The organism is Mesorhizobium sp. 131-3-5 (assembly GCF_016756575.1).
In the GTDB taxonomy this organism is placed as follows: Bacteria; Pseudomonadota; Alphaproteobacteria; order Rhizobiales; family Rhizobiaceae; genus Mesorhizobium; species Mesorhizobium jarvisii.
Genome location: NZ_AP023254.1, coordinates 4,384,811 through 4,405,040 on the forward strand (window position 1 = coordinate 4,384,811; position 20,230 = coordinate 4,405,040).

23 protein-coding genes are annotated in these 20,230 nt (G+C 62.1%); 14 read left to right on the top strand and 9 right to left on the bottom strand.

Going from position 1 to position 20,230, the window contains the following annotated elements:
• Positions 1-210 precede the first annotated feature (210 nt).
• The 5 genes from JG747_RS21255 to JG747_RS21275 all read left to right on the top strand — a co-directional run bounded on the left by JG747_RS21255 (position 211) and on the right by JG747_RS21275 (position 5,815).
• On the top strand, positions 211-993 hold the full coding sequence (locus JG747_RS21255) for a 3-hydroxybutyrate dehydrogenase (protein ID WP_202359991.1): 783 nt from the start codon (positions 211-213) through the stop codon (positions 991-993).
• Positions 994-1,019: 26 nt separating this feature from the next.
• Positions 1,020-2,177, top strand: a complete 1,158-nt coding sequence (locus JG747_RS21260; RefSeq protein ID WP_202359992.1) for a patatin-like phospholipase family protein — start codon at positions 1,020-1,022, stop codon at positions 2,175-2,177.
• Positions 2,178-2,222: 45 nt separating this feature from the next.
• Positions 2,223-3,605 (top strand): NAD(P)/FAD-dependent oxidoreductase, encoded by a 1,383-nt coding sequence (locus JG747_RS21265; protein WP_244748178.1) that lies wholly within the window; start codon positions 2,223-2,225, stop codon positions 3,603-3,605.
• Positions 3,606-3,641: 36 nt separating this feature from the next.
• The gene (locus JG747_RS21270) at positions 3,642-4,970 is read left to right on the top strand and encodes a dihydrolipoyl dehydrogenase family protein (RefSeq protein WP_244748179.1); all 1,329 of its coding nucleotides are present in this window, start codon (positions 3,642-3,644) and stop codon (positions 4,968-4,970) included.
• A 140-nt stretch (positions 4,971-5,110) separates the two neighbouring features.
• Positions 5,111-5,815, top strand: a complete 705-nt coding sequence (locus JG747_RS21275; protein ID WP_096454068.1) for a peroxiredoxin-like family protein — start codon at positions 5,111-5,113, stop codon at positions 5,813-5,815.
• Here JG747_RS21275 and JG747_RS21280 read toward each other — a convergent pair.
• On the bottom strand, positions 5,799-6,704 hold the full coding sequence (locus tag JG747_RS21280) for a LysR family transcriptional regulator (protein ID WP_202351446.1): 906 nt from the start codon (positions 6,702-6,704) through the stop codon (positions 5,799-5,801). The genes JG747_RS21275 and JG747_RS21280 overlap by 17 nt on opposite strands.
• A gap of 134 nt (positions 6,705-6,838) precedes the next feature.
• The gene (locus JG747_RS21285; protein ID WP_202359994.1) at positions 6,839-7,729 is read right to left on the bottom strand and encodes a LysR family transcriptional regulator; all 891 of its coding nucleotides are present in this window, start codon (positions 7,727-7,729) and stop codon (positions 6,839-6,841) included.
• 105 nt (positions 7,730-7,834) lie between these two features.
• Here JG747_RS21285 and JG747_RS21290 point away from each other — a divergent pair, with 105 nt between their 5' ends.
• On the top strand, positions 7,835-8,497 hold the full coding sequence (locus tag JG747_RS21290; RefSeq protein WP_202359995.1) for a peroxiredoxin-like family protein: 663 nt from the start codon (positions 7,835-7,837) through the stop codon (positions 8,495-8,497).
• A gap of 19 nt (positions 8,498-8,516) precedes the next feature.
• Entirely contained in the window at positions 8,517-9,749 is a 1,233-nt protein-coding gene (locus tag JG747_RS21295) for an MFS transporter (RefSeq protein ID WP_202359996.1), read from the top strand.
• A gap of 370 nt (positions 9,750-10,119) precedes the next feature.
• On the opposite strand, the gene JG747_RS21300 is transcribed toward JG747_RS21295, so the two are convergent.
• Positions 10,120-10,818: a site-specific integrase gene (locus JG747_RS21300; protein WP_244748180.1), complete on the bottom strand. Its 699-nt coding sequence runs from the start codon at positions 10,816-10,818 to the stop codon at positions 10,120-10,122.
• 12 nt (positions 10,819-10,830) lie between these two features.
• Between JG747_RS21300 and JG747_RS37105 the strand changes: the two genes are divergently transcribed.
• On the top strand, positions 10,831-11,160 hold the full coding sequence (locus JG747_RS37105) for a hypothetical protein (protein WP_244748181.1): 330 nt from the start codon (positions 10,831-10,833) through the stop codon (positions 11,158-11,160).
• A 136-nt stretch (positions 11,161-11,296) separates the two neighbouring features.
• Positions 11,297-12,295, top strand: coding sequence for a tRNA dihydrouridine(20/20a) synthase DusA (gene dusA / locus JG747_RS21305; RefSeq protein WP_202359998.1), 999 nt, complete (start codon positions 11,297-11,299; stop codon positions 12,293-12,295).
• Positions 12,296-12,297: 2 nt separating this feature from the next.
• On the opposite strand, the gene JG747_RS21310 is transcribed toward dusA, so the two are convergent.
• Positions 12,298-13,005 carry a TIGR02281 family clan AA aspartic protease gene (locus JG747_RS21310; RefSeq protein WP_202359999.1) on the bottom strand — a complete coding sequence of 236 codons (708 nt, stop codon included), beginning with the start codon at positions 13,003-13,005 and terminating at the stop codon, positions 12,298-12,300.
• Positions 13,006-13,117: 112 nt separating this feature from the next.
• Positions 13,118-13,348 (bottom strand): DUF1289 domain-containing protein, encoded by a 231-nt coding sequence (locus JG747_RS21315; protein ID WP_010909481.1) that lies wholly within the window; start codon positions 13,346-13,348, stop codon positions 13,118-13,120.
• 197 nt (positions 13,349-13,545) lie between these two features.
• Between JG747_RS21315 and JG747_RS21320 the strand changes: the two genes are divergently transcribed.
• Positions 13,546-14,544 (top strand): nicotinate-nucleotide--dimethylbenzimidazole phosphoribosyltransferase, encoded by a 999-nt coding sequence (locus JG747_RS21320; protein WP_069093418.1) that lies wholly within the window; start codon positions 13,546-13,548, stop codon positions 14,542-14,544.
• Positions 14,545-14,564: 20 nt separating this feature from the next.
• Here JG747_RS21320 and JG747_RS21325 read toward each other — a convergent pair whose 3' ends face one another.
• Together JG747_RS21325 and JG747_RS21330 are read right to left on the bottom strand one after the other, a co-directional pair.
• Positions 14,565-15,092, bottom strand: a complete 528-nt coding sequence (locus JG747_RS21325) for a GNAT family N-acetyltransferase (RefSeq protein ID WP_202360000.1) — start codon at positions 15,090-15,092, stop codon at positions 14,565-14,567.
• 52 nt (positions 15,093-15,144) lie between these two features.
• A complete protein-coding gene (locus tag JG747_RS21330; protein ID WP_019858130.1) occupies positions 15,145-16,665 on the bottom strand; it encodes an ATP-binding protein in 1,521 nt (506 codons plus the stop codon).
• Between the two features lie 76 nt (positions 16,666-16,741).
• On the opposite strand from JG747_RS21330, the gene JG747_RS21335 reads away from it, so the two are divergent.
• The 4 genes from JG747_RS21335 to JG747_RS21350 all read left to right on the top strand — a co-directional run bounded on the left by JG747_RS21335 (position 16,742) and on the right by JG747_RS21350 (position 19,218).
• Entirely contained in the window at positions 16,742-17,359 is a 618-nt protein-coding gene (locus JG747_RS21335) for a thermonuclease family protein (protein ID WP_038646804.1), read from the top strand.
• Positions 17,360-17,393: 34 nt separating this feature from the next.
• Positions 17,394-18,005, top strand: a complete 612-nt coding sequence (locus tag JG747_RS21340; protein WP_069092164.1) for a glutathione S-transferase — start codon at positions 17,394-17,396, stop codon at positions 18,003-18,005.
• Entirely contained in the window at positions 17,945-18,619 is a 675-nt protein-coding gene (locus JG747_RS21345; protein ID WP_038646800.1) for a uracil-DNA glycosylase family protein, read from the top strand. The genes JG747_RS21340 and JG747_RS21345 overlap by 61 nt, the downstream gene beginning before the upstream one ends.
• A gap of 107 nt (positions 18,620-18,726) precedes the next feature.
• Positions 18,727-19,218: an Lrp/AsnC family transcriptional regulator gene (locus JG747_RS21350; RefSeq protein ID WP_006205209.1), complete on the top strand. Its 492-nt coding sequence runs from the start codon at positions 18,727-18,729 to the stop codon at positions 19,216-19,218.
• A 15-nt stretch (positions 19,219-19,233) separates the two neighbouring features.
• Here the strand turns inward: JG747_RS21350 and JG747_RS21355 are convergent, their stop codons facing one another.
• Positions 19,234-19,797 (bottom strand): DUF3299 domain-containing protein, encoded by a 564-nt coding sequence (locus JG747_RS21355; RefSeq protein WP_019858125.1) that lies wholly within the window; start codon positions 19,795-19,797, stop codon positions 19,234-19,236.
• Positions 19,798-19,842: 45 nt separating this feature from the next.
• The gene (locus JG747_RS21360) at positions 19,843-20,226 is read right to left on the bottom strand and encodes a GNAT family N-acetyltransferase (protein ID WP_244748183.1); all 384 of its coding nucleotides are present in this window, start codon (positions 20,224-20,226) and stop codon (positions 19,843-19,845) included.
• Between the last annotated feature and the right edge of the window lie 4 nt (positions 20,227-20,230).

A 20,230-nucleotide genomic window follows, 5' to 3' on the forward strand; every position in this document is an offset into this window, starting at 1 on the left:
AACAAGCCAGCGCGGCGAAGTCGACGGCTTCGCGGGCACCGAGCTTACGATCTGACCGTCAGCTATCGAATCCATGTCTCAACGGCATTTCCGCTGCTTCGCGCGTCTCGCCATACTCCGTGCAGAACTTCAGGGCCTGGGCGCGCAGCCCGTTGCTCGCAGCCGTTTTGCCAGCCAATCCGGCCGCGGCTCCAACCGAAGGAAACGACGATGCTCAGCGGAAAGACAGCACTCATCACCGGCTCGACCAGCGGCATCGGCAAAGGCATCGCCGAGGCCTTCGCGGCCAAAGGCTGCAACATCGTGCTCAATGGTTTCGGCGATACCGGTGAGATTGAACTGCTGCGGGCAAAGCTTGCCGCTGACCACGGGGTGACCGTTCGTTACGACAATGCTGACATGAGCAAGGGTGGCGCGATCACCGCGATGATGGACAAGGCGATCGCCGAGTTTGGCGCGGTCGACATCCTCGTCAACAATGCCGGCATTCAGCATGTCGCACCGATCGAAGAATTCCCGATCGAGAAATTCGAAGCAGTCGTGGCGATCGATCTCATGTCGTCGTTCTACACGATCCGGCGCGCTCTGCAGGCCATGAAAGAACGCAAATGGGGTCGTATCATCAACGTCGCGTCCGCCCACGCCCTTGTCGCCTCGCCATACAAATCCGCCTATGTCGCCGCCAAGCATGGGATCGCCGGCCTGACCAAGACGGTCGCGCTGGAAGTCGCCGAACAGGGCATCACCGTCAACGCAGTATGTCCCGGTTATGTGCTGACCCCGCTGGTTGAAAAGCAGATACCGGACACCGCCAAGGCACGCGGGATCACCGAGGAGCAGGTGATCAAGGATGTGCTCCTGGCCGCCCAGCCTACCAAGCAGTTTGTTACCGTCGCCCAGGTTGCGGCGCTTTGCCTGTTCCTGGCCTCAGACGATGCGGCATCGATCACCGGCGCCATCATGCCGATCGAAGGCGGCTGGACGGCGCATTGAATCCGGCAACGAGGAGCAAAAAGGCTATGAACAAGATCGCCCGAAATCCGTCAGCTTCGGACACTTTTCCAGAGACCGGCCATCAGGCCGATGGTTCGGTCCAGCGCCAGACTGTATTGGTGCTTCAGGGAGGAGGAGCCCTCGGAGCCTACCAGGCAGGTGTCTACCAGGCGCTCGCCGAAAGTGGGATTGAACCGGATTGGGTCATCGGCACCTCGATCGGCGCCATCAACGCCGCGCTGATCGCGGGGAACGAGCCGAAGGATCGGTTGCCTAAGCTTCAGGAATTCTGGGACGGCGTCAGCCGGAGCAGCCCGCTCGACGAGTTTTTCCGGATGATGGTTCCAAGCAACATCTTTGCCAATATGGGCACGGTCATGCGCGGCATACCGGGCTTCTTTGAACCGAACCCAAGCGCCATGTTCGGGGTGAACCGCGAGGTGGGTGTGGAGAATGCTTCCTACTACACCACCGATCCGCTCAAGAGGACGCTGAATGACCTGATCGACTTCGACTATCTCAATCGGCGCCATACACGGCTGACGGTCGGAGCGGTCAACGTCAACACCAGCGAACTCAAATACTTCGACACCCGTGAGATGACATTGTCGGCGTCGCACATCATGGCATCGGGCGCCTTGCCGCCGGCGTTTCCGGCGGTCTGTATCGACGGCGAACCCTATTGGGATGGCGGGATCTATTCGAACACGCCCATCGAGGTCGTGCTGGACGCGCGGCCGCGGCGGGATGCGCTGATCTTTGCCGTGAACATGTGGCAGCCCCGCGCCACAGAGCCGAAATCGATCTGGCAGGTCATGGGGCGGCAAAAGGACCTTCAATACGCCAGCCGAGGAAAGAGCCACGTGGCTCGGCAGGAGCAACTGCATCGTCTGCGCCACGTGGTGCGCGAAATGGGGAGGCTGGTCCCCGAGGAGCGGCGCGAGGATCCGATGTTCAAGGAACTCGCTTCCTACGGTTGTCCTTCGGTCATGCACCTTGTTCGGCTGCTTTCACCACGCCTCGACGGCGAGGACCACACCAAGGACATCGACTTCACCCGCTCAGGCATCCGCACACGCTGGCAGGCGGGATACGAGCATGGGCAGCGCGTTCTCACGGAGAAACCCTGGCAATGCGACGTCGACATGCTGCAGGGCATCGTCATCCACGAATCGCAAGAGTGACTTGTTCGAGCGCCTCGGGACCGAGGAAAGAGACGGGGAATACCGATGCAGATCATCACTCCGGGAATGCGGCTGGTTCCGGAAGCCGTGCTCGCCAACAACGCCGCGCTTTTCCGCACGATACCGGAAACCCCATCGCATGCGGACACGTCACTGCATCGCGTGGTCATCGTCGGCGGCGGCGCGGGCGGACTGGAGCTCGCGACGCGACTTGGCCGCAAATTCGGCAAGCGACGGCTTTCCGTCACGCTTGTCGACCGCAACCGCACGCACATCTGGAAACCGCTTCTGCACGAGGTGGCGTCCGGTGCCTTGAGTGCGTCGAACGATGCGGTGGAATACATTGCCCATGCCAGCCGCCACCATTATCGATATCGCATCGGTGAAGTCGTCGGCATTGATCGCTCCAGGCGCCAGGTCTTTGTCGCGCCAAGCTTCGACGACGATGGCAGGCAGATCATCCCGCCGCGTGATACGCTGGTGCTGGCCGTAGGCAGTGTCAGCAACGACTTCGGCACGCCAGGGGCGGCACGCCACGCAATCGCGCTGGATACTGCTGAGCAGGCCGCCCGGTTCAACAAACGCATGATAGACGCGTGCCTGCGCGCCAACGCGCAATACGAGCAACTGTCGCCGAGCCAACTCCATTGCGTCATTGTCGGCGCGGGGGCCACCGGCGTCGAACTGGCTGCGGAATTGCATAAGTCGATGAGGGAGATCGCATCGCACAATCTCGACAACATCGATTTTGAAAGGCTGATCCGCATCACCCTCATTGAGGCAGGGCCGCGCATCTTGCCGGCGTTGCCGGAACACCTGGCACGCGCTTCGGCACGTCTGCTTGTTGATCTGGGCGTCCAGATACGGTGCGGGATCAGGGTCACCGAGGTGACGGGGGAAGGCATCAAGCTTGGTGAGAAATTGTTTGTGCCTGCCGAACTCGTTGTCTGGTCCGCTGGGATCAAGGCCCCGGATTTCCTGAAAACGCTTGATGGCCTCGAAACGGACCGCATCAACCGGCTGGTCGTGGATGAGACACTGCAAGCCAGAGGGGACGAAAACGTGTTTGCGATCGGTGACTGCGCGAGTTGTGTTTTGCCCGGCGGGGGAGACCCATTGCCGCCGCGCGCCCAGACCGCTCATCAGCAGGCCGATCACCTGGTCAAGGTGATTGCCGCGCGCCTCGAGGGACGGGCCGCGCCGGCTTTCCGCTATCGAGACTTCGGATCCCTTGTTTCGCTCGCCGACTATGGCTCGTTTGGCAGCCTGATCGGTGGACTGAAGATCGAAGGTCTGCTCGCCCGGCTGATGTATCGCTCGCTCTACAAGCTGCATCTCAAGGCAGTGCACGGACTTGCGAAGACCACCCTGGACTCGATTGGCGAGATAGTGGCGCGGCGCAGCAGGCCTCGGATCAAGCTCCACTGAACCTGTGCAGGCGGCGCGATGAAAAAGTATGATGTCGTGATCCTCGGCGGCGGCAACGCCGGAATGGGCGTGACGGTGGCTACTCGCGCTGCGGGGCTGTCGGTGGCCATGATCGAGGCACGCGACCTCGGGGGCACTTGCCCCAATCGTGGATGCACACCGAAGAAGGTGCTCGTAGCGGCGGCTCATGCGCTCCACGAGATCGAACGGGCTGATCGGCACGGGATCACGATCGGCAAGCCGAGGCTCGACTGGCGTGCCCTGATCGAGCGCGAAAAAGACATTATCGACGACATTCCGTCCCGCCTGTCCGGATTGATGGCCAAGCGCGGTGTCGATGTCATCGTCGGGGAGGCCGCTTTCATCGGGAGCAATGCCATCAGTGTCGACGGTCGCGAGCTTGAGGCCGGGAACATTGTCATCGCAACCGGTTCGAAGCCGCGATCACTACCAATTCCTGGTGCCGAGCACCTGACGGTTTCCGACGATGTCCTGAATGATCCGGTGCTCCCTCGCGCGGTCGTCTTCGTCGGCGGCGGCGTCATTGCCTTTGAACTGGGCCACGTTTATGCGCGTGCCGGCGTTGACGTGACGATCCTCGAAGCATTGCCACATCTGCTGGGAGCATTCGACGCCGATGCCGTGGCCCAGATCCGTAGCGAGAGCGAACGCATAGGCATTCGAGTCCGCACGCTTGCCTGGGTCAAGAAGATCGAGAAGGCCGAAGGACGGTTGCGCGTCACCTTTGTGGCGGATGGCGTCCAGCGCGCAGTGGACGCGGACAGAGTTGTGAATTGCGCCGGGCGCGTAGCCAATGTCGAGGGGCTTGATCTTGGCGCTGGCGTCATCGTGCATCGTGAAGGCCGCATAGAAATCGATGATTATCTGCGTTCGCGGTCGAACCCTGACGTCTATGTCTGCGGCGACGCGGTATGGAATTCTCCGCAGCTTTCACCTGTCGCGACTTACGAGGGCGGCATCGTTGGCCGCAATATCGTCGATGGACCGAGACACCGGCCGGACTATGGCCAGATACCGTCGGCTCTCTACACGGTCCCCGCCTTGGCCAGCGTCGGGCTGACCGAGGCCAGGGCGAAAGAGCAAGGCCTTGGCGTAAAGGTCCATGTGAACGATATGCTGGGCTGGCTTTCCGCCAGGACTTATGCCGAGACAGTGGCGTGGTCGAAGATCATCGTCGAGGAATCTACAGGCAGGATCGTTGGCGCCCACATGGTGGGCCACGCGGGCGAAGAGCTGATCCATCTGTTCGCGCTTGCCATGAAACATGACATCACGGCGTCGCAGCTGTCTGAAACGGTTTACGGCTTCCCGACCTTTGCCTCGGATATCAGGAACATGATGTAACGAATCGAGGAGAGGCCGCGAACAGAATACGAACGTCTCCTGCGGTGATGCACGCGCGGCATCAAAACCATGCGAGAAAAACATGGCCGTAGCGGTGGGGCTTCAATGATAGGCTACATCCGACCTATGAAAGCGCGGAAATGGGCGTCGACGATCAATCAATGACATTTGAACAGTCGGTCCAGGCTGCGATAGAACTCGATGCCCCTCTGAACGAGCGGCTGGCGGTGATTGCAACCGCGGTGCGCCGGCTCAATCCAGGTTTCGCCGATGCGGTGGACCGCCTAGTGGCGCGCCTGGAACAGCAAGAGGCCGGAGCGATGGCGCCGGCTCCCGGCGAAGTCATGCCGGCATTCCTGCTACCTAACGACGAGGGCAGACTGGTTGGTCTGGGCGAGATCCTTCTCCAAGGACCAGCGGTGATCACCTTCCAGCGCGGGCATTGGTGCCCCTATTGCCGCTTGAATGCGATCGGAATCGTCGAAGCTCAGCAGGAGATTGCGACGCTGGGCGGGCAGGTCGTGGCAATCATGCCCGAACGGCGCAGGTTCGCGAAAGCCATGAAGGCGGCCGTGGGTGCCAACTTTCCGTTCCTGACCGACATGGACAACGGCTATGCCCTCTCGCTTAATCTTGCGATCTGGATCGGGACCGAAATGGAACGGTTGATGGGGGTTGCGTATGATCTGCCAAACTACCAAGGCAACGCCAGCTGGTTCCTGCCGATCCCCGCGACTTTCGTCGTTGGCACGAACGGAGTGATCACGGATCGCTTCGTCGATCCTGACTACCGTCGGCGCATGGACATAGATGACTTGATCGCGGCGCTCAGGCGGGCTCGCTGACGCCGAAGGTCGACCAGTCGGTCGACCGTAAAAGGTTGAGCAACGTCGTAGCCACTGGTGACCGGTGTCGGCCGGCGACCGCGTATGCGGCGACGATCCGCGAAATGTCCAAGTCGCGCAGCTTGAGCCTGCGGACATTGGGCGAATGCGGTGCTGTCGCCGAGACAAAGCCTACCCCGGCGTTGGCCTCCAACAGTGCGAGCAAATCCTGATCGGTCTCCACCTCATGTGCGGTTCGAGGCGCCACCCCCTTTGCCGCAAAGTTGCGCGACAACTCCTCGCTCGTTTCCCAGTCGATTCGGCTGAGGACAGGTTCCGCTGCCAGTTGGCTCAGCGCGACCTCTGCCTCGTTGCGGCGGGCCAGGGGGTGATCGGAATTGACGACAAGCTCTATTCCCTCCTGGAAGAGCGGCCAGGCGTCGAGCCGGTCCCAGGCTTGCCCCAGAACACCGGCAACCGCCAGTTCGGCCCCGCCGTTCTTGAGGGCTTCGACGACAGCGGTCGGCGAACCGCGACTAATCTTGAGATGCACTCCGGGGTAGGCCCGGAAAAGCTCGGTGAACGGTGAAACCAGCAGCGCTATGTTGACGCTATTGGAAATGGTGACGTTGAGAGGAGCTACGTCGCTGCTTTGCACGGCCTTGGCGAGGGACTTGGCAGACGTGGCGGCATCGTAACATTGCTGCAGCAGGGGGAGCATGCGTCGACCGAGTTCAGTCAGGTGCGAGTGCTGGCGCTCGCGCCGGAGGAGCTCTCCGCCAAGCTCCTCCTCAAGCGTCTTGATCGCTCGCGTCAGCGCGGGTTGGGTGACGTTGCACTCTTCGGCAGCTCTGGTGAAATTAAGCGTGCTGGACAGGGCCAGGAAATAGCGGACCTGCTGCATCTCCATGAAATATTCGCCCCCTTAGCGAAATGGTCTATCAGCGATGGTGCATATTTTAAGACTAACGCAATGGATAGCGCTACACCATAGGTGCGCATGGCAGCGGCGCCTAGGCGAGCGTTGCTCTGACAAACCCGGAGTCATGATGAGCTGAGCGATTTGCTCAGCCAATCGGCGAAGCCCCTGGCGCGCCTGCTCGGCTGGCGCCCGGCCGGGAACAGGGCATGGATGGGTATGGTCGGCAGAGGAAAATCCGGCAGCAGCCGGTGCAGGCGGCCGTCCTGCAGTTCAGCGTTGAACATCCAGCCAGAACCGAATGCCACGCCAAGGCCTGCGACGACGCATGCGGTGACGCCGGCCGAGCTCGAGACCCTGATACGCGGGCTTTCAGGCAAGACGAAATTGACCTGGGGATCGACCAGTTCCTGGAACGTTGCGCCGGAGCTGTCGGAAGGCCCGAAGATCATCTGGTGCTGCCCCAGATCGGCGGGGCTGCTCGGCAGGCCGTGCCGCGCAATATAGTCCGGCGCTGCAACGAGCAGCCGCGGCGTCTGCCCGACCTTGCGCGCCATCATGCTGGAATTGTCGAGCTGGCCAAGCCGGATCGCGACATCGGCACCCTCCTCGACAAGACTGCGCCGGCGATCGTCCATCATCAATTCGACGGAGAGGTTGGGGTGCTCGGCGAGAAGCCCAGGCAGGCGAGGAATAAGCGCACGCATCGCGAATGTGACCGACAGCTCGACGCGCAGAACGCCGCGCAATTCCTCATTGCCTGCAGCGGTGTCAGCCGCTGCCCCAAGGTCGGCAAGCACTGGCCGAATTTGGTCGAGATAGACTTGCCCAGCCTCGGTCAGCCCGACCTTGCGGCTGGTGCGGATGAGAAGACGGGCGCCGATGCGCGCCTCCAGGTCATTCAGGATCCGCGACACCGATGGCTGCGAAAGGCCGATTTCGCGGGCGACCTGGGAAAGGTTGCCGCGCTCGGCCACCCGCACGAAAACCTCGAGTTCCTGGAGTCGGTCAGCCATTCGTTTTCCGGATGATTGCTATGCCATCCGGCAAGCTACCCCTCCTTTTGGAAATAGGCGAGGACATTCCGCCGCAAGCAATGCGGTCAAGATTTGGAGTGTCCCATGTCTCTTCAGGAAAAGCTCGATGCCTTCAAAGCCGACTTTGAAGGCAAGGCCCCCAAGCAAGCGGTCGAGATCATGCATCGCGCGACCGCCGATCTCATAGCGTCGGGTCAGGCCGACAAGGCTTTGACGGCGGGCGCCGTTGCCCCGGCCTTCACATTGTCGGAGGCCGATGGCGGTTCTGTCGGATCGAGCGATCTGCTTGCCCGCGGTCCGCTGGTGATCAGTTTCTACCGAGGTGTCTGGTGTCCCTATTGCAACATCGAACTAGGCGCTTTGCGGGAAGCCTGGCCGGCAATCCAGGCCACAGGCGCGCAACTGATCTCCATCTCCCCGCAGTCGCTGGCGAACGGCCGCAAGGCCAAGCGCGACAAGCAGATAGATTTCCCGATGCTGAGCGATCCCCACGGCGAGTTGGCTGACGCCTTCGGTCTGCGGTTTCGCCTGCCGGACGACCTGATCGCGCTGTATCAGAGCTTCGGCGTCGATCTGCCGGCGATCAACGAGGACCCCTCATGGAAATTGCCGATGCCGGCTCGCTTCGTGATCGGACAGGACGGCGTCATCGCCTATGCCGAAGTCAGTCCAGACTACACGCGTAGACCCGACCCGGCCGACCTTTTGCCCGTCCTCAAGCGACTGCAGGGCTCAATCGCGGCCTGATCCGATGGATATCGACGACATGGCGATCGCGAACGTCACCGCAGCCAGCGCCGCCCGGCGCTGGTCGATGCTGGTCGTGATCTCGATCGGCGCCTTCCTGCCGATGACCACATGGTTTTCCGCGACGGCGATCGCACCGCAACTGATGCGGCTCTGGGACCTTTCTCCTGAGCAGGCAGCCTGGGTCACTGGTGCCGTGCAAATCGGCTTTGCGATTGGCGCATTGGCTTCCAGCATGGCCGGCCTTCTGGATATTATCTCGCTTCGCAAAGTGATCGGCGTCAGTGCCTTGGCGGCGGCCGCAGCCAACCTCTGTCTGTTGTTCGCGCCCTCCGTCGGCTTGCTGCTGGCGGCCCGTTTTGTCACCGGCATGGCGCTGGCGGGCATCTATCCACCGGCGCTGAAACTGGTGTCGACCTGGTTCAGCCGCGGGCGGGGAACCGCACTTGGCATTCTCCTCGCGGCGCTGACGCTTGGTTCTGCCTTTCCTCATCTAGTATCAGCACATGCCGCCGAACTGGCTTGGCAAGACGTCATCGTCGCGACCTCCCTTGCGGCAATGGCGGGTGCGTTGTTGATCTTCTGGCTCGGCGAGGAAGGGCCTTATCCTTTTGCCAGGTCGACATTCGACCCTCGCCACATCAAAACACTGCTACGCAACCGCGCGCTGATGCTCGCCAATCTCGGCTATCTAGGCCACATGTGGGAACTCTACGCCATGTGGGGCTGGATACTGGCCTACATCAGGGCGGGCAGCCCTGGTCTTGGCGTTGGTGGCCCGGGAGCGGCCTCCCTGCTGGCGTTCTTGGTCGTAGCATCGGGCGGGATCGGCTCGATCATCGGCGGTATCGTGGCGGATCGGATCGGCCGCACCGCAACGGCGGCCGCGATGATGGCGGTCTCCGGCCTCTGCGCACTGACCATAGGCCTGACCTTCGTCGGTCCGCTCTGGCTGTTCGCCGCCGTCGCCATTCTCTGGGGAACGACCGTCATCGGCGATTCCGCGCAATTCTCGGCGATGGCGACCGAATTGAGCGATCCACGCTATGTCGGCACGGCCCTTTCCCTGCAGTTGAGCATCGGCATTGCGCTTACCTTTGTCTCCATCCACCTGACAGGATCGGTGGCGCAGACCGTTGGCTGGCGCTGGAGCTTCCTGGTTCTGGCGCCTGGCCCGGTGCTCGGTGTCGCGGCGATGCTAGCGCTGCGGCGCATACCCGCAGCACGACAAATAGCGCATGGGTTAAGGTAATGGCGTTCAATGCGTGTTGAAACTAGTTTAGCTACAAGTGCTTTCACGCACTGACGTTCTGATCACGAGCCGTTCGGATCAGTGTGGTGATGGCCAACGCGCGCCTTTTACAAGCGAAGGTTCTTCGCGCTCGGACAGGGCACTCGATGCTGATTGAGGCGTCCTCGGCAGCCGTCTTCTTTTGATCATTTCGCGGGTCGTCACAACGTTACAAAGCATTCCGTAACTGAGTTACAAAGCATTCCGTAACTGATTGAAATCGTTAATAGAAATCAGAGTTCAATCCGCTGATCGTTCGAAGCCTCGCCATGGTTGCGCAAACATTGCGCTTAGGATGGACCAACCAGTGTTGCCGCCGCTCGAGCCTCAACTATGCAGCCTTCGCAGCTTGGATAGTATGAAGCATCTCCGGCTTTAGATGTGTGTAGCGTCTCAGCATCTTCCAATCTTTGTGCCCTGTAACCAGCGCTACCTGTTCGATTGTGAACCCAGCTTCGAATAGGCGGCTCGTTCCTTCATGCCGCAAGTCGTGAAAATGAAGGTCATGGATGCCCAGTTCACCGCACCCTCGGCGGAAGGCGGTGCCGACTGACCTGTGATTGAATGGGAAAATTCGATCGTCGTCGTTGCTTCGCTTGGCGCGCTGCTCCTCAACAATGGTCCACGCGTCGTAACCGGTAGCCGCGAACAGCGGTATACGCTGATTGTTGCCGCTCTTGTTCCGCGGGTCTTTCCGGTCACGGATGAGAAGCATCCGCGTGCGAGTTTCCAAATCGGACCAACGTGCCTTGCAGATTTCCTCCTGGCGCATCGCGGTTGCGACGGCGAAACGTATGATCTGGCTGACCGGTGCCATCTGACGAGGGTTTGCATCGAAGTGAGCGATCAGTCTGTCGAGCTCATCCTGGGTCGGCCGCCTGTCGCGCTGATTGCCTTTCCCAACGAGACCAAGCCTCTTTAGGGCGATACGCGCCAGATCAACCGGTTCGACCTTGACGGGCAGGCCGTGAACCGCAGCGGCATGAGCCAGAATGAGTTTTACAAAGCCGATATCGATACCGAGAGTCATGGGTCCGGCACCTTGGGCGGCACGATCTCGACCAAAGCGAATGAGCCGTTCGCGATCGAGAGCCGCTATGTTGCACTTCCCCAGATGTCTTTGGAGCATATCGAGGGCGGCGGCCTTGGATCGGCGAGGGGACTTGCCTACATCGCACATGTCGTCGATATGAAGGTCGATGAGTTCGCCGAAGGTTTTCAGGCGCGCTATGCGGGACTTGGTTGGCGTCTCACCGCGATCGACCTGGCGCTCGGTTTCGGTCGCCCAGCGCCGGGCGTCGTCTCGGCGCAAGAAGGTCTCGCTGACATAGCGACCTTTGCGACGGACTTGGACACGCCAGGAGCCGGATGAGAGTTTTGTGTAGGTGGCCATTTTTTCGTGTGCGCTCCGTGTGCAGTGAGAGATCGAAACGTGGCGAAAAGGGTCGTATTCTGGCGTAATGTGGCGTGGCCGCGCTTCCGGCTAACAATTTGATGTTAAAGAAAAAATGCTGAAAAATCAAGATCATAGAGTGGCCGTGGCCCCGATGATGGACTGGACGGACCGGCATTGCCGGTTCTTCCATCGTCAGCTGACGAGCCATGCGCTGCTCTACACCGAAATGGTGGTGGCCGACGCGGTCATACAGGGCGCGCGCGAAAGGCTGCTCGGTTTTGATGCGGTGGAACATCCGGTCGCGCTGCAGATCGGCGGCTCGGATCCGGCGAAACTTGCCAAGGCGGCGCGCATTGGCGAAGCCTTCGGCTATGACGAGATCAACCTCAATGTCGGCTGTCCGTCCGATCGCGTCCAGTCGGGCACGTTCGGCGCTTGCCTGATGAAGGTGCCCGACCTCGTCGCCGACTGCGTCGCGGCAATGAAGGCGGCGGTGGCAATACCCGTCACCGTCAAGTGCCGCATCGGCGTCGACGAACAGGATCCGGAGCCGGCGCTGGATGCGCTGGCGAACGGGGTTTTCACGGCCGGCGCCGACGCCTTGTGGGTGCATGCGCGCAAGGCGTGGCTGGAGGGGTTGAGCCCCAAGGAAAACCGCGACATCCCGCCGCTCGATTATGACAGGGTCTATCGGCTGAAGGCTGGAAAACCGAGCAAATTCATCGGCATCAATGGCGGCATTCAGTCGCTTGAGGAGGCACGCGCGCATCTCGATCATGTCGACAGCGCCATGCTTGGCCGCGCCGCTTACCACACGCCAGGTATTCTGGCGGGCGTCGACGCCGGCTTCTACGGCGCGAAGCCCGAGGCGTTCGATTTCGCCGGACTGATCGATGCCATGGCGGACTATGCGGCGCGTCACATCGAACAGGGCGGGCGGCTCGGCCATGTCACCCGCCACATGGTCGGGTTGTTCCACGGATTGCCGGGTGCTCGCCGTTACCGCCAGATCCTGTCGACCGACGCTAACCGGCCCGGTGCCGGGCCTGACGTGCTGAAGACGGCTTTCGCGGCAGTCGAATTCGGTGGAGGGGCGGCCGAGGCGGCCTGAGCTCAGTCCCGCAGGATCATGCGGTCGCCACGCACGTCGAAGCCCGACAGCGAGCCGATGAAGTTCATGCCGAGCAGGCTCTGGCTCAGCATGCCCGGGGCCGCGACCATCACCGGCATGTCCTTACGCACGATGCCGCCGATCGCCACCGCATCGGTCTTGACCGCGGCGGCGCGCGCCATGCCGTTGGCTGTCGAAACCGGTATCGTGTAATTGAGCGCGGCCGGATTGAAGCCGGCGGCTTGCGCATCTTCCGACGTCAGCACCGTGCTGGTCGCGCCGGTGTCGACAACGGCTCGAACCGGGTTGCCGTTGACCAGGATGCGCGCTTCGAAATGGCCATTGTCGGCCTTGTCGAGGGTCACCGTGGCGTGGCCGTCTTCGACGCCAAGCGCCAGCGGGCTGCCGGGAACGAGCCCCGCGGTCACCCGGCTGGCGATGTCCTGCAGTTCGTAGCGGTACTGGTAGCCGGCGATCAGAGCCAGCACGATTGCCGCCCAGGCGCCGAAACTGCGGGCCATGTCGCCCAACGGGCGGCCTGATCGCAGCAGGCCGGCGCCGATCAAGGCGCCGAAGGCGCCAAGCCAGATCAGCCGGCCAAAATCGTAATTCTCGACCCCAAGCGTGCTGCCGGCGGAATCATTGAGCACGAGCAGGGCCGCGCCCACGCCGATCACCGCCATCAGAATCCAGAACAGTCGGCTGCTCATCCGTGCCTCGCTAGAGCAATTCCAGGAACAGCGTGAACGGTTTTCCCATGAGAATTGCGTTAAAACAAAGAGTTAGTGCGGTTCGCCGTTTTCCGTGAAACGGTGAACTGCCCTAGAGTGCGTCGCGTTCGCGCGCCATGCGCGTGCGGCGCGTTTCGCGGCGCGGCCGGCGCTCGACCGTTTCCAGTCGGGCCGGCAGTTCGGCCATCACATTGCGGCGCGTTTCGGGCGTCATCCCCATCCAGGCGCCGATTTCCTCGCGCGTGCGGCCGCAACCGAAGCAGAAGCCGGTTTTCATGTCGATCGAGCAGACCAGGATGCAGGGGGATTCGATGGCCGTCATGACTTTCTCTCGCGGGATCCGTGCGGACTCCGCTCTTCCACCTCCACATGGTGCAACGGCAAAGCCAATGCAAGCCCTCGCGATCGCGTCTTCCCAGGCCATCTTTGCGGCAATCAAGGCGGATGTTTGGGAGAGGTTGTGCCGATCACGCAACGCGGCTATGCCGCTCACGAAATCCAGGAATGATTGCTCACAACATGACCAGCGCTCTGCCTTTCGACGACTTTCGCAACTTGCTCGACAATCTGCCGGCGGCCGACCTCAAAGCCGAAGCGCGCGTGCGCGCGCTGTTTGCCAAGGCCGACAAGCCAGTGCATTCGCTCGGCCGCATCGAGGACATCGCGGCGTGGCTTGCCGCGTGGAGCGGCCGGGCTCCGCCCGCGGCAACACGGCCGCTGATGGCAGTCTTTGCCGGCAATCACGGCGTGACCCGTCATGGCATTTCGCCGCGCCCGGTGGCGGCAACCGCCAACGCCGTCGAGCTTTGCGCGGCAGGCGGTGCGGCGATCAACCAGATCTGCATTGCCTATGATCTGGGATTGAAGGTGTTCGATCTTGCCCTGCATATCCCGACCGGCGACATCGCAGAGGATGCCGCGCTTGACGAGCGCGGATGCGCGGCGACCATGGCTTTCGGCATGGAAGCGATCGCGGGCGGCACCGACCTGCTTTGCCTCGGCGATCTCGGCGTCGGCAATTCCACCGTCGCCGCCGCTTTGCTTGCCGCGCTGTTCGGGGGCAGGGGTGCCGACTGGGTTGGCCCGGGATCCGGCGCCGACGCGGCGATGCAGGTCCGCAAGGCCGATGTGGTCGATGCGGCGCTGGCCTTTCACCACGGCCATCTCGACGACCCGCTGGAAGTGCTGCGCCGGGTCGGCGGCCGCGAGTTCGCCGCGATAGCCGGCGCCATTCTCGCCGCGCGGATGCAGGAGATACCCGTGCTGCTCGACGGCTTTGCCGCAACGGCTGCCGCGGCGGTGCTTTATGCCGCGAGCCCTGGAGCCCTCGATCACTGTCTTCTCGCCAGCCTGTCGCCGGAGCCCGCGCATGCCAGGGCCGCCGAACTGCTTGGCTTCCGCCCGCTGCTTGACCTCGGCATAAGCCATGGCGAAGGGGCAGGGGCAGCACTTGGCGCGGGCCTGGTCAAGGCGGCGGCTCTGACCAGTTCAGGCATGGCCGCGGCGGTTCGGATCTAGAGGCCTCCCGCCCTGGCGCATCAACGCCTGGGATTGGGGAGACGATAGACGACCGAGGTGTATTTCGGATTGGAGCGCGTCTCGACGATTGAACCGCCAAGGCCTTCCGCAATTCTTCGGCTCGCCATATTCTCTTCGGCGACAGGATATTCGAAGCCATCCGGATCGAGTTCCTCGGACGCCCATGTCACCACGGCGGCGACGGCCTCCCGGCCGATGCCGTTTCCATGGACGTCCTCCGTTATCCAAATTCCGATTTCGGGCCAGGCCGTCTTTGCCGCGTGAAGGCCGACAAGTCCCAGACAGTGATCGTCCACCAGTGAGCGCACAACAAAATGCAGATCCGATCCTTCAAGGATCGGCGCCAACCAGGATCGCCATACCTCGGCAAAGGCCGTTGATGATCGAGGCGGTTCCCACTGCATGAAACGGGTGATTGCGGGCGTGATGGCGGCAAAGACTTCGTCAGCATCAACGGCCGTAAAGGGCTTGAGGCGAAGCCGTTGCGATTTGATTTCGACGCTGCTGGCATCCCAATCTGCGGTCATTGCGGTCCGCGGTCCCCTTTGAGGCGGAATGGAGGCAAGTCGCTGGGGTCGCCTACCGCCGTCGCGCCGCCACCGCCGCGGTTGGCAGAGCCGGCAGTTCTTCCATCACCCGGCTCAGCGGGAAGATGGCAATCGCCTCCGTGCCTTCGCGCAGCTTGGAATGTAGCTCGAATTCGCCGCCATGCATGGCAAGCAGGCCTTGCACGATCGGCAGACCGAGCCCGGTGCCTTGTTCGGCGCTCTTGATGGCGATCGAGCCCTGGCCGAAAGCGGAGAGCACGACCGGGATCTCGTCCTCGGGAATCCCCGGACCATTGTCCTTGACGGAGATGTATTGCCCGCCACCCGCCGTCCAGCCGACACGGACGCGGATCTCGCCGCCGGTGGCAGTGAACTTTATGGCATTGGACAGAAGGTTGAGCGTGATCTGGCGTACGGCACGCTCGTCGGCGAACAGTCGCGGCAATGTCTGTTCGAAATCCTGGATGACGCGGATATCCTTGTTGCGCGCCTTCAACTCCATCATGTGGCAGCAATCCTCGACGATGTTCAGCAGCATCACCGGCTCTTCGTTGAGCTGGTAGCGACCGGCCTCGATGCGCGACAGGTCGAGGATCTCGTTGATCAGGTCGAGCAGGTGCTGGCCGGAATCATGCACGTCATGGGCATAGTCCCGATAGGTGGGATTGCTCATCGGCCCCAGCACTTCGTTCGCCATCACCTCGGAAAAGCCGAGAATGGCGTTGAGCGGCGTGCGCAATTCATGGCTCATCGAAGCGAGGAAACGCGACTTTGCCAGATTGGCATCCTCGGCCCGCCGCCGCGCCTCGTCCGACATGGACTTCGCTGTCTCCAGTTCGGCGATCAACGCATCCTTTTCGGAGCGGAACGACAACACCATCAGCGAGGCGCGGTTGAGCTGACGGGCGACATAGACGAAGAAAGGCAGCGACAGGACAAGCAGCCCGGCCAGGACCGCCTCGACCGGCATCCACAGCTTGGTAGCGACGTAGGCATAGAGCGCCACCGGCACGGCGAAAGTCGCCAGCAACGCGCCGCTCAGCGATGAGGCCATGAGCGCCGTCCCGGCCATGGCAAAAAGCAGCACCACCGCCTTGACCACCTGGAACTGATCGACCTGGCAGGCGCCGCAGCCGAGCAAGACGAACCAGCCCCAGCCGAGGCCACAAAGGAAATGGCCGAGCAGGAATTCCCGTCGCGTTTGCAGGGGGTTAAGCTCGGCAGCTTCCGTGCGCTCGATGCGCCGCGCCATGAAGGCGACGATCGTATAGCAGATGAGCGTGAACAACGCCCAGAGCCCGATCTCATTGCCGACGCCGGCGAGCCAGCCGGCAGCGGCGATCGCCAGCACGAGCAACGGGATCGCCACGGCGCCGCTTGTCATGGCGCCGGCGTGGAGTTTCAACAATTCGCGGTCGAAATCGGGATTGCCGGCTTGCTGCGAAAGACGGTCGCGCGTCTTGCGCACCGCACGCGCGACATCGCTGTTGCGATGCCGTTTCCTGCGGTCCACAATGAACTTGTCCGCTGTGTTCGAGCGTTGCAAGGGCATCAAAAACTTCAAATTATTCGTGCAGCGGTTCCAAGGTGTTAAGCTACGTTCGAATGATTAACCAACCGTTTGCCATATGAGCCGTTCCTGGTCGCCAAGATCGCGCCGGCGGTACGCGGCGCCGCGCAGCCTGTGGCGCAAGGTGTTGGACTATGGTCTGGCCATCATCATTCTGGGACTGCTGATCCTGTTGGCGGCGCGCCTCGATCGGGTGGAGACGCGCCAGACTCAAGGCGCTGCCATGATCAATGATGGCGATTCGATTACGCTCGGCACCGAGCGCATCCGCATGCGCGGCATCGACGCCCCGGAATACACACAGACCTGCCGCAGGAACGGCGCCGACTATGCCTGCGGCACGCTTGCGCGCCAGTCGCTGGTGCGCCTGATCGCCGGCCGGCCGGTCACCTGCAGCGGCTGGCAGCGGGACCGCTATGGCCGGTTGCTTGGCGACTGCAAGGCCGGCGGCACCGACCTCAACCGCGCTCAGGTCGAGGCGGGCTGGGCGGTCGCCTTTGGCGACTTCGAAAGTGAGGAAGCGACCGCCCGGGCCGCCAAGGTCGGTATCTGGGCGGGTACGTTCGACCAGCCGCAGGACTGGCGCGACAGCCATCACGGCGAGGTGGTGGAGCGAAAACATGGCACGCTGGCGTCGATCGGCGACGCCGTGCGGGAGATTTTTCGCTTCTGGTAAGGCGTATCGGCTTGGAAGGAAAGGGAGGATCGAAATGAAGCTCTTCGACGGTGGCCGGGCGCCCAATCCGCGGCGGGTACGCGTCTTCCTCGTCGAAAAGGGGATCGCGGTTCCGCTGGTGCCCGTCGACATGGGCGCGCTGGAGCACAAGGGCCAAACGGTGAGCTCGCGCAACCCTTTGCGGCGCTTGCCGGTGCTGGAGCTTGACGATGGCACCGTCATCACCGAATCCGTCGCCATCTGCCGGTATTTCGAGGAGTTGCATCCGGAGCCGGCCCTGTTCGGACGCGGCGCACTCGGCAAGGCACAGGTCGAGATGTGGCAGAGACGGATGGAGTTCAATCTGCTCAGCTGCGTCGCGCAGGCCTTTCGCCACATTCATCCGGCCATGAAGGAATGGGAAATCCCGCAAATCCCTGAATGGGGTGAGGCCAACAAGCCGAAGGCGTTGGAGTTCCTGAGAATCCTCGATGGCGAGTTGGCGAAGCGGGAATTCGCCGCCGGCGACAGCTATTCGATTGCCGACATCACCGGCCTGATCGCAATCGACTTCATGAAGCCGGCGCGCATCAAGGTGCCGGAGGAGTGCACCAATGTCTTGCGTTGGCATCAGGCGATCTCCAGCCGGCCGAGTGCCGCCGCTTGAGCCTGGAACTGGACAATTTTGCCGCAAAAGTCCGGGCTTGCCGCATCTGTGCCGAAAGCCCCGTCGGAAAGCCGCTGCCGCATGAGCCGCGGCCCGTGCTGCGGCCCTCGTCCAGTGCCCGCATCCTGATTGCCAGCCAGGCGCCGGGAACCAAGGTGCACCTGTCGGGCATGCCGTTCACCGATGCTTCGGGCGACCGCCTGCGCAGCTGGCTCGGCGTGACCAGCGACGAGTTCTACGACATCGAGAAATTCGCCATCGTGCCGATGGGCTTCTGCTTTCCCGGCCAGGATGCCAAGGGTGGTGACCTGCCGCCAAGGCGCGAATGCGCGCCGGCCTGGCGTGCGCCCCTGATGGCGCTGATGCCTCGGATCGACCTGGTGCTGACGATCGGCATCTACGCGCAGTCCTGGCATATGGGCGCCGCGCGCCGCCCTTCGCTGACCGAAACGGTGATGGACTGGCGCGCCATCTGGGAGAATTCAGTCGGCGCAAAAGTGCTGCCGCTGCCGCATCCATCCTGGCGCAACAGCGGCTGGCTGAAGCAGAATCCGTGGTTTGAAATGGATTTGCTGCCTTTCCTGCGCTCGGAAATCCGCTATCGCCTTGGCTAGGCATTCAGCAAGAAATCACTCGCTTTCATAGTGATTGGCAGAATTTCTTTCTTGTGAAAGCCCCGAATAAAGGGGAATATAGCCAAACTATTCCTCAGGAGCCTCTAATGGACCGCCTTGACCGAAAAATTCTCCGCCTCCTGCAGGAGGACGCGACCCTCGCGGTGGCCGATGTCGCCAAGAAAGTCGGCCTGTCGACCACGCCCTGCTGGCGCCGCATCCAAAAGCTCGAGGAGGAGGGCGTCATCAAGCGGCGCGTCGCCATTCTCGACCACGAGAAGGTCAATGTGCGGGTCACCGTTTTCGTCTCCATCCGCACGAATTCGCACAGCCACGAATGGCTGCGCCGCTTTTCCGAGGTCATCCAAGAGTTTCCCGAGGTGGTCGAGTTCTACCGCATGAGCGGCGACGTCGACTATCTCTTGCGTGTCGTGGTGCCCGACATCGCCGCCTACGACGCCTTCTACAAGCGGCTGATCGCCAAGATCGAAATCCGTGACGTGTCGTCGTCCTTCGCCATGGAGCAGATAAAGTACACGACCGAAATCCCGCTCGACTACATGGTGCTGGACAAGGAATCCGGCGCCAACGCCGCCTGAGCGGGCGGCGCCCGCTCAGTTCTTCTTCTTGTTGAGGAAACTCCAGGGCGAGTTCACCGGCAGGGTGACGGTGTCCGGCACGGTGTCGACGCCGATCACATCCGCCTTGCGCACGCTGTAACCGGACTGGATGACGCTGACGCCATCCAAAATGAACAACTGGCTTTTCTCCATGTCCGGTTTCAGAGCGCCGGTGATGGCGACCGACTGGTAGGCTTGCGACATCTTGTAGGGATGGGCTGGCGTGACCAGCACGATCTGATTGGGCGGCGGCGTCGGCATGTGGCTGCACGCGCCCGTCCACGGCACCAGCAGGAACTGGTAGACGAGGTCACCATCGCGATCGACCGGCAATGCATAGCCGGCTAATTGTATGGTCTTGTCCTGCAGGCCGACGGACAGTGTCTCGCCATGATCCGGCAGTTTAGCCGCGATCATCGGCAGGCCTGCGTCTTCGGCGACCGCCTGGGTGGCCGGGCGCAAGTCCTTCCAGAAGATGTGCATGGTCTCGGCCGAGGCGCCGGCCGCGCAGAGAGACAACGCGGCCGCGAGCCCTGTGATTGACGTGAAATGGTTCATGGCCGCTCCCTTTGCAGGCGAGTAAAGACGCCATGCCAAATGACGTCAATGCTCGAGCCGCATCACATGTCGGCGAGAACCGGCCATGCCGGGCTCGTAGAAGCCGCGCGACGCGAACATGTCGCGAAAGCCCATGAAACGGTAGCTCGGCGACGCTTCGGCCACGGGATAGGCCTCGATGATGCGCGCGCCCTTGGCAAAGGCATGATCGATGGCTGCATCAAGTAAGGCCGAAGCAAGGCCGCCGCCGCGCAAAGCCCTCGGCACATAGAAGCAGACGATCGACCATACACCCGTCTCGCTGTCATCCTGCCGCTTTGACAGCTTGCGATAGGTCTCGCGCGGAGCGACCGAACACCAGGCAATGGTCTTGCCGTCGATCTCAGCGAGGATGCCGACAGGGGTTCCGGCATCGATGAGCGTCATCATCTGC

Bases quoted from the DNA above. Each gene is read 5' to 3' on its own strand.
- JG747_RS21255 (WP_202359991.1), top strand. From the start codon at position 211: ATGCTCAGCGGAAAGACAGCACTCATCACCGGCTCGACCAGCGGCATC.
- JG747_RS21260 (WP_202359992.1), top strand. From the start codon at position 1,020: ATGAACAAGATCGCCCGAAATCCGTCAGCTTCGGACACTTTTCCAGAG.
- JG747_RS21265 (WP_244748178.1), top strand. From the start codon at position 2,223: ATGCAGATCATCACTCCGGGAATGCGGCTGGTTCCGGAAGCCGTGCTC.
- JG747_RS21275 (WP_096454068.1), top strand. From the start codon at position 5,111: ATGGGCGTCGACGATCAATCAATGACATTTGAACAGTCGGTCCAGGCT.
- JG747_RS21280 (WP_202351446.1), bottom strand. From the start codon at position 6,704: ATGGAGATGCAGCAGGTCCGCTATTTCCTGGCCCTGTCCAGCACGCTT.
- JG747_RS21285 (WP_202359994.1), bottom strand. From the start codon at position 7,729: ATGGCTGACCGACTCCAGGAACTCGAGGTTTTCGTGCGGGTGGCCGAG.
- JG747_RS21290 (WP_202359995.1), top strand. From the start codon at position 7,835: ATGTCTCTTCAGGAAAAGCTCGATGCCTTCAAAGCCGACTTTGAAGGC.
- JG747_RS21295 (WP_202359996.1), top strand. From the start codon at position 8,517: ATGGCGATCGCGAACGTCACCGCAGCCAGCGCCGCCCGGCGCTGGTCG.
- JG747_RS21300 (WP_244748180.1), bottom strand. From the start codon at position 10,818: ATGACTCTCGGTATCGATATCGGCTTTGTAAAACTCATTCTGGCTCAT.
- dusA (WP_202359998.1), top strand. From the start codon at position 11,297: ATGCTGAAAAATCAAGATCATAGAGTGGCCGTGGCCCCGATGATGGAC.
- JG747_RS21310 (WP_202359999.1), bottom strand. From the start codon at position 13,005: ATGAGCAGCCGACTGTTCTGGATTCTGATGGCGGTGATCGGCGTGGGC.
- JG747_RS21315 (WP_010909481.1), bottom strand. From the start codon at position 13,348: ATGACGGCCATCGAATCCCCCTGCATCCTGGTCTGCTCGATCGACATG.
- JG747_RS21320 (WP_069093418.1), top strand. From the start codon at position 13,546: ATGACCAGCGCTCTGCCTTTCGACGACTTTCGCAACTTGCTCGACAAT.
- JG747_RS21325 (WP_202360000.1), bottom strand. From the start codon at position 15,092: ATGACCGCAGATTGGGATGCCAGCAGCGTCGAAATCAAATCGCAACGG.
- JG747_RS21330 (WP_019858130.1), bottom strand. From the start codon at position 16,665: ATGCCCTTGCAACGCTCGAACACAGCGGACAAGTTCATTGTGGACCGC.
- JG747_RS21335 (WP_038646804.1), top strand. From the start codon at position 16,742: ATGAGCCGTTCCTGGTCGCCAAGATCGCGCCGGCGGTACGCGGCGCCG.
- JG747_RS21340 (WP_069092164.1), top strand. From the start codon at position 17,394: ATGAAGCTCTTCGACGGTGGCCGGGCGCCCAATCCGCGGCGGGTACGC.
- JG747_RS21350 (WP_006205209.1), top strand. From the start codon at position 18,727: ATGGACCGCCTTGACCGAAAAATTCTCCGCCTCCTGCAGGAGGACGCG.
- JG747_RS21355 (WP_019858125.1), bottom strand. From the start codon at position 19,797: ATGAACCATTTCACGTCAATCACAGGGCTCGCGGCCGCGTTGTCTCTC.
- JG747_RS21360 (WP_244748183.1), bottom strand. From the start codon at position 20,226: ATGATGACGCTCATCGATGCCGGAACCCCTGTCGGCATCCTCGCTGAG.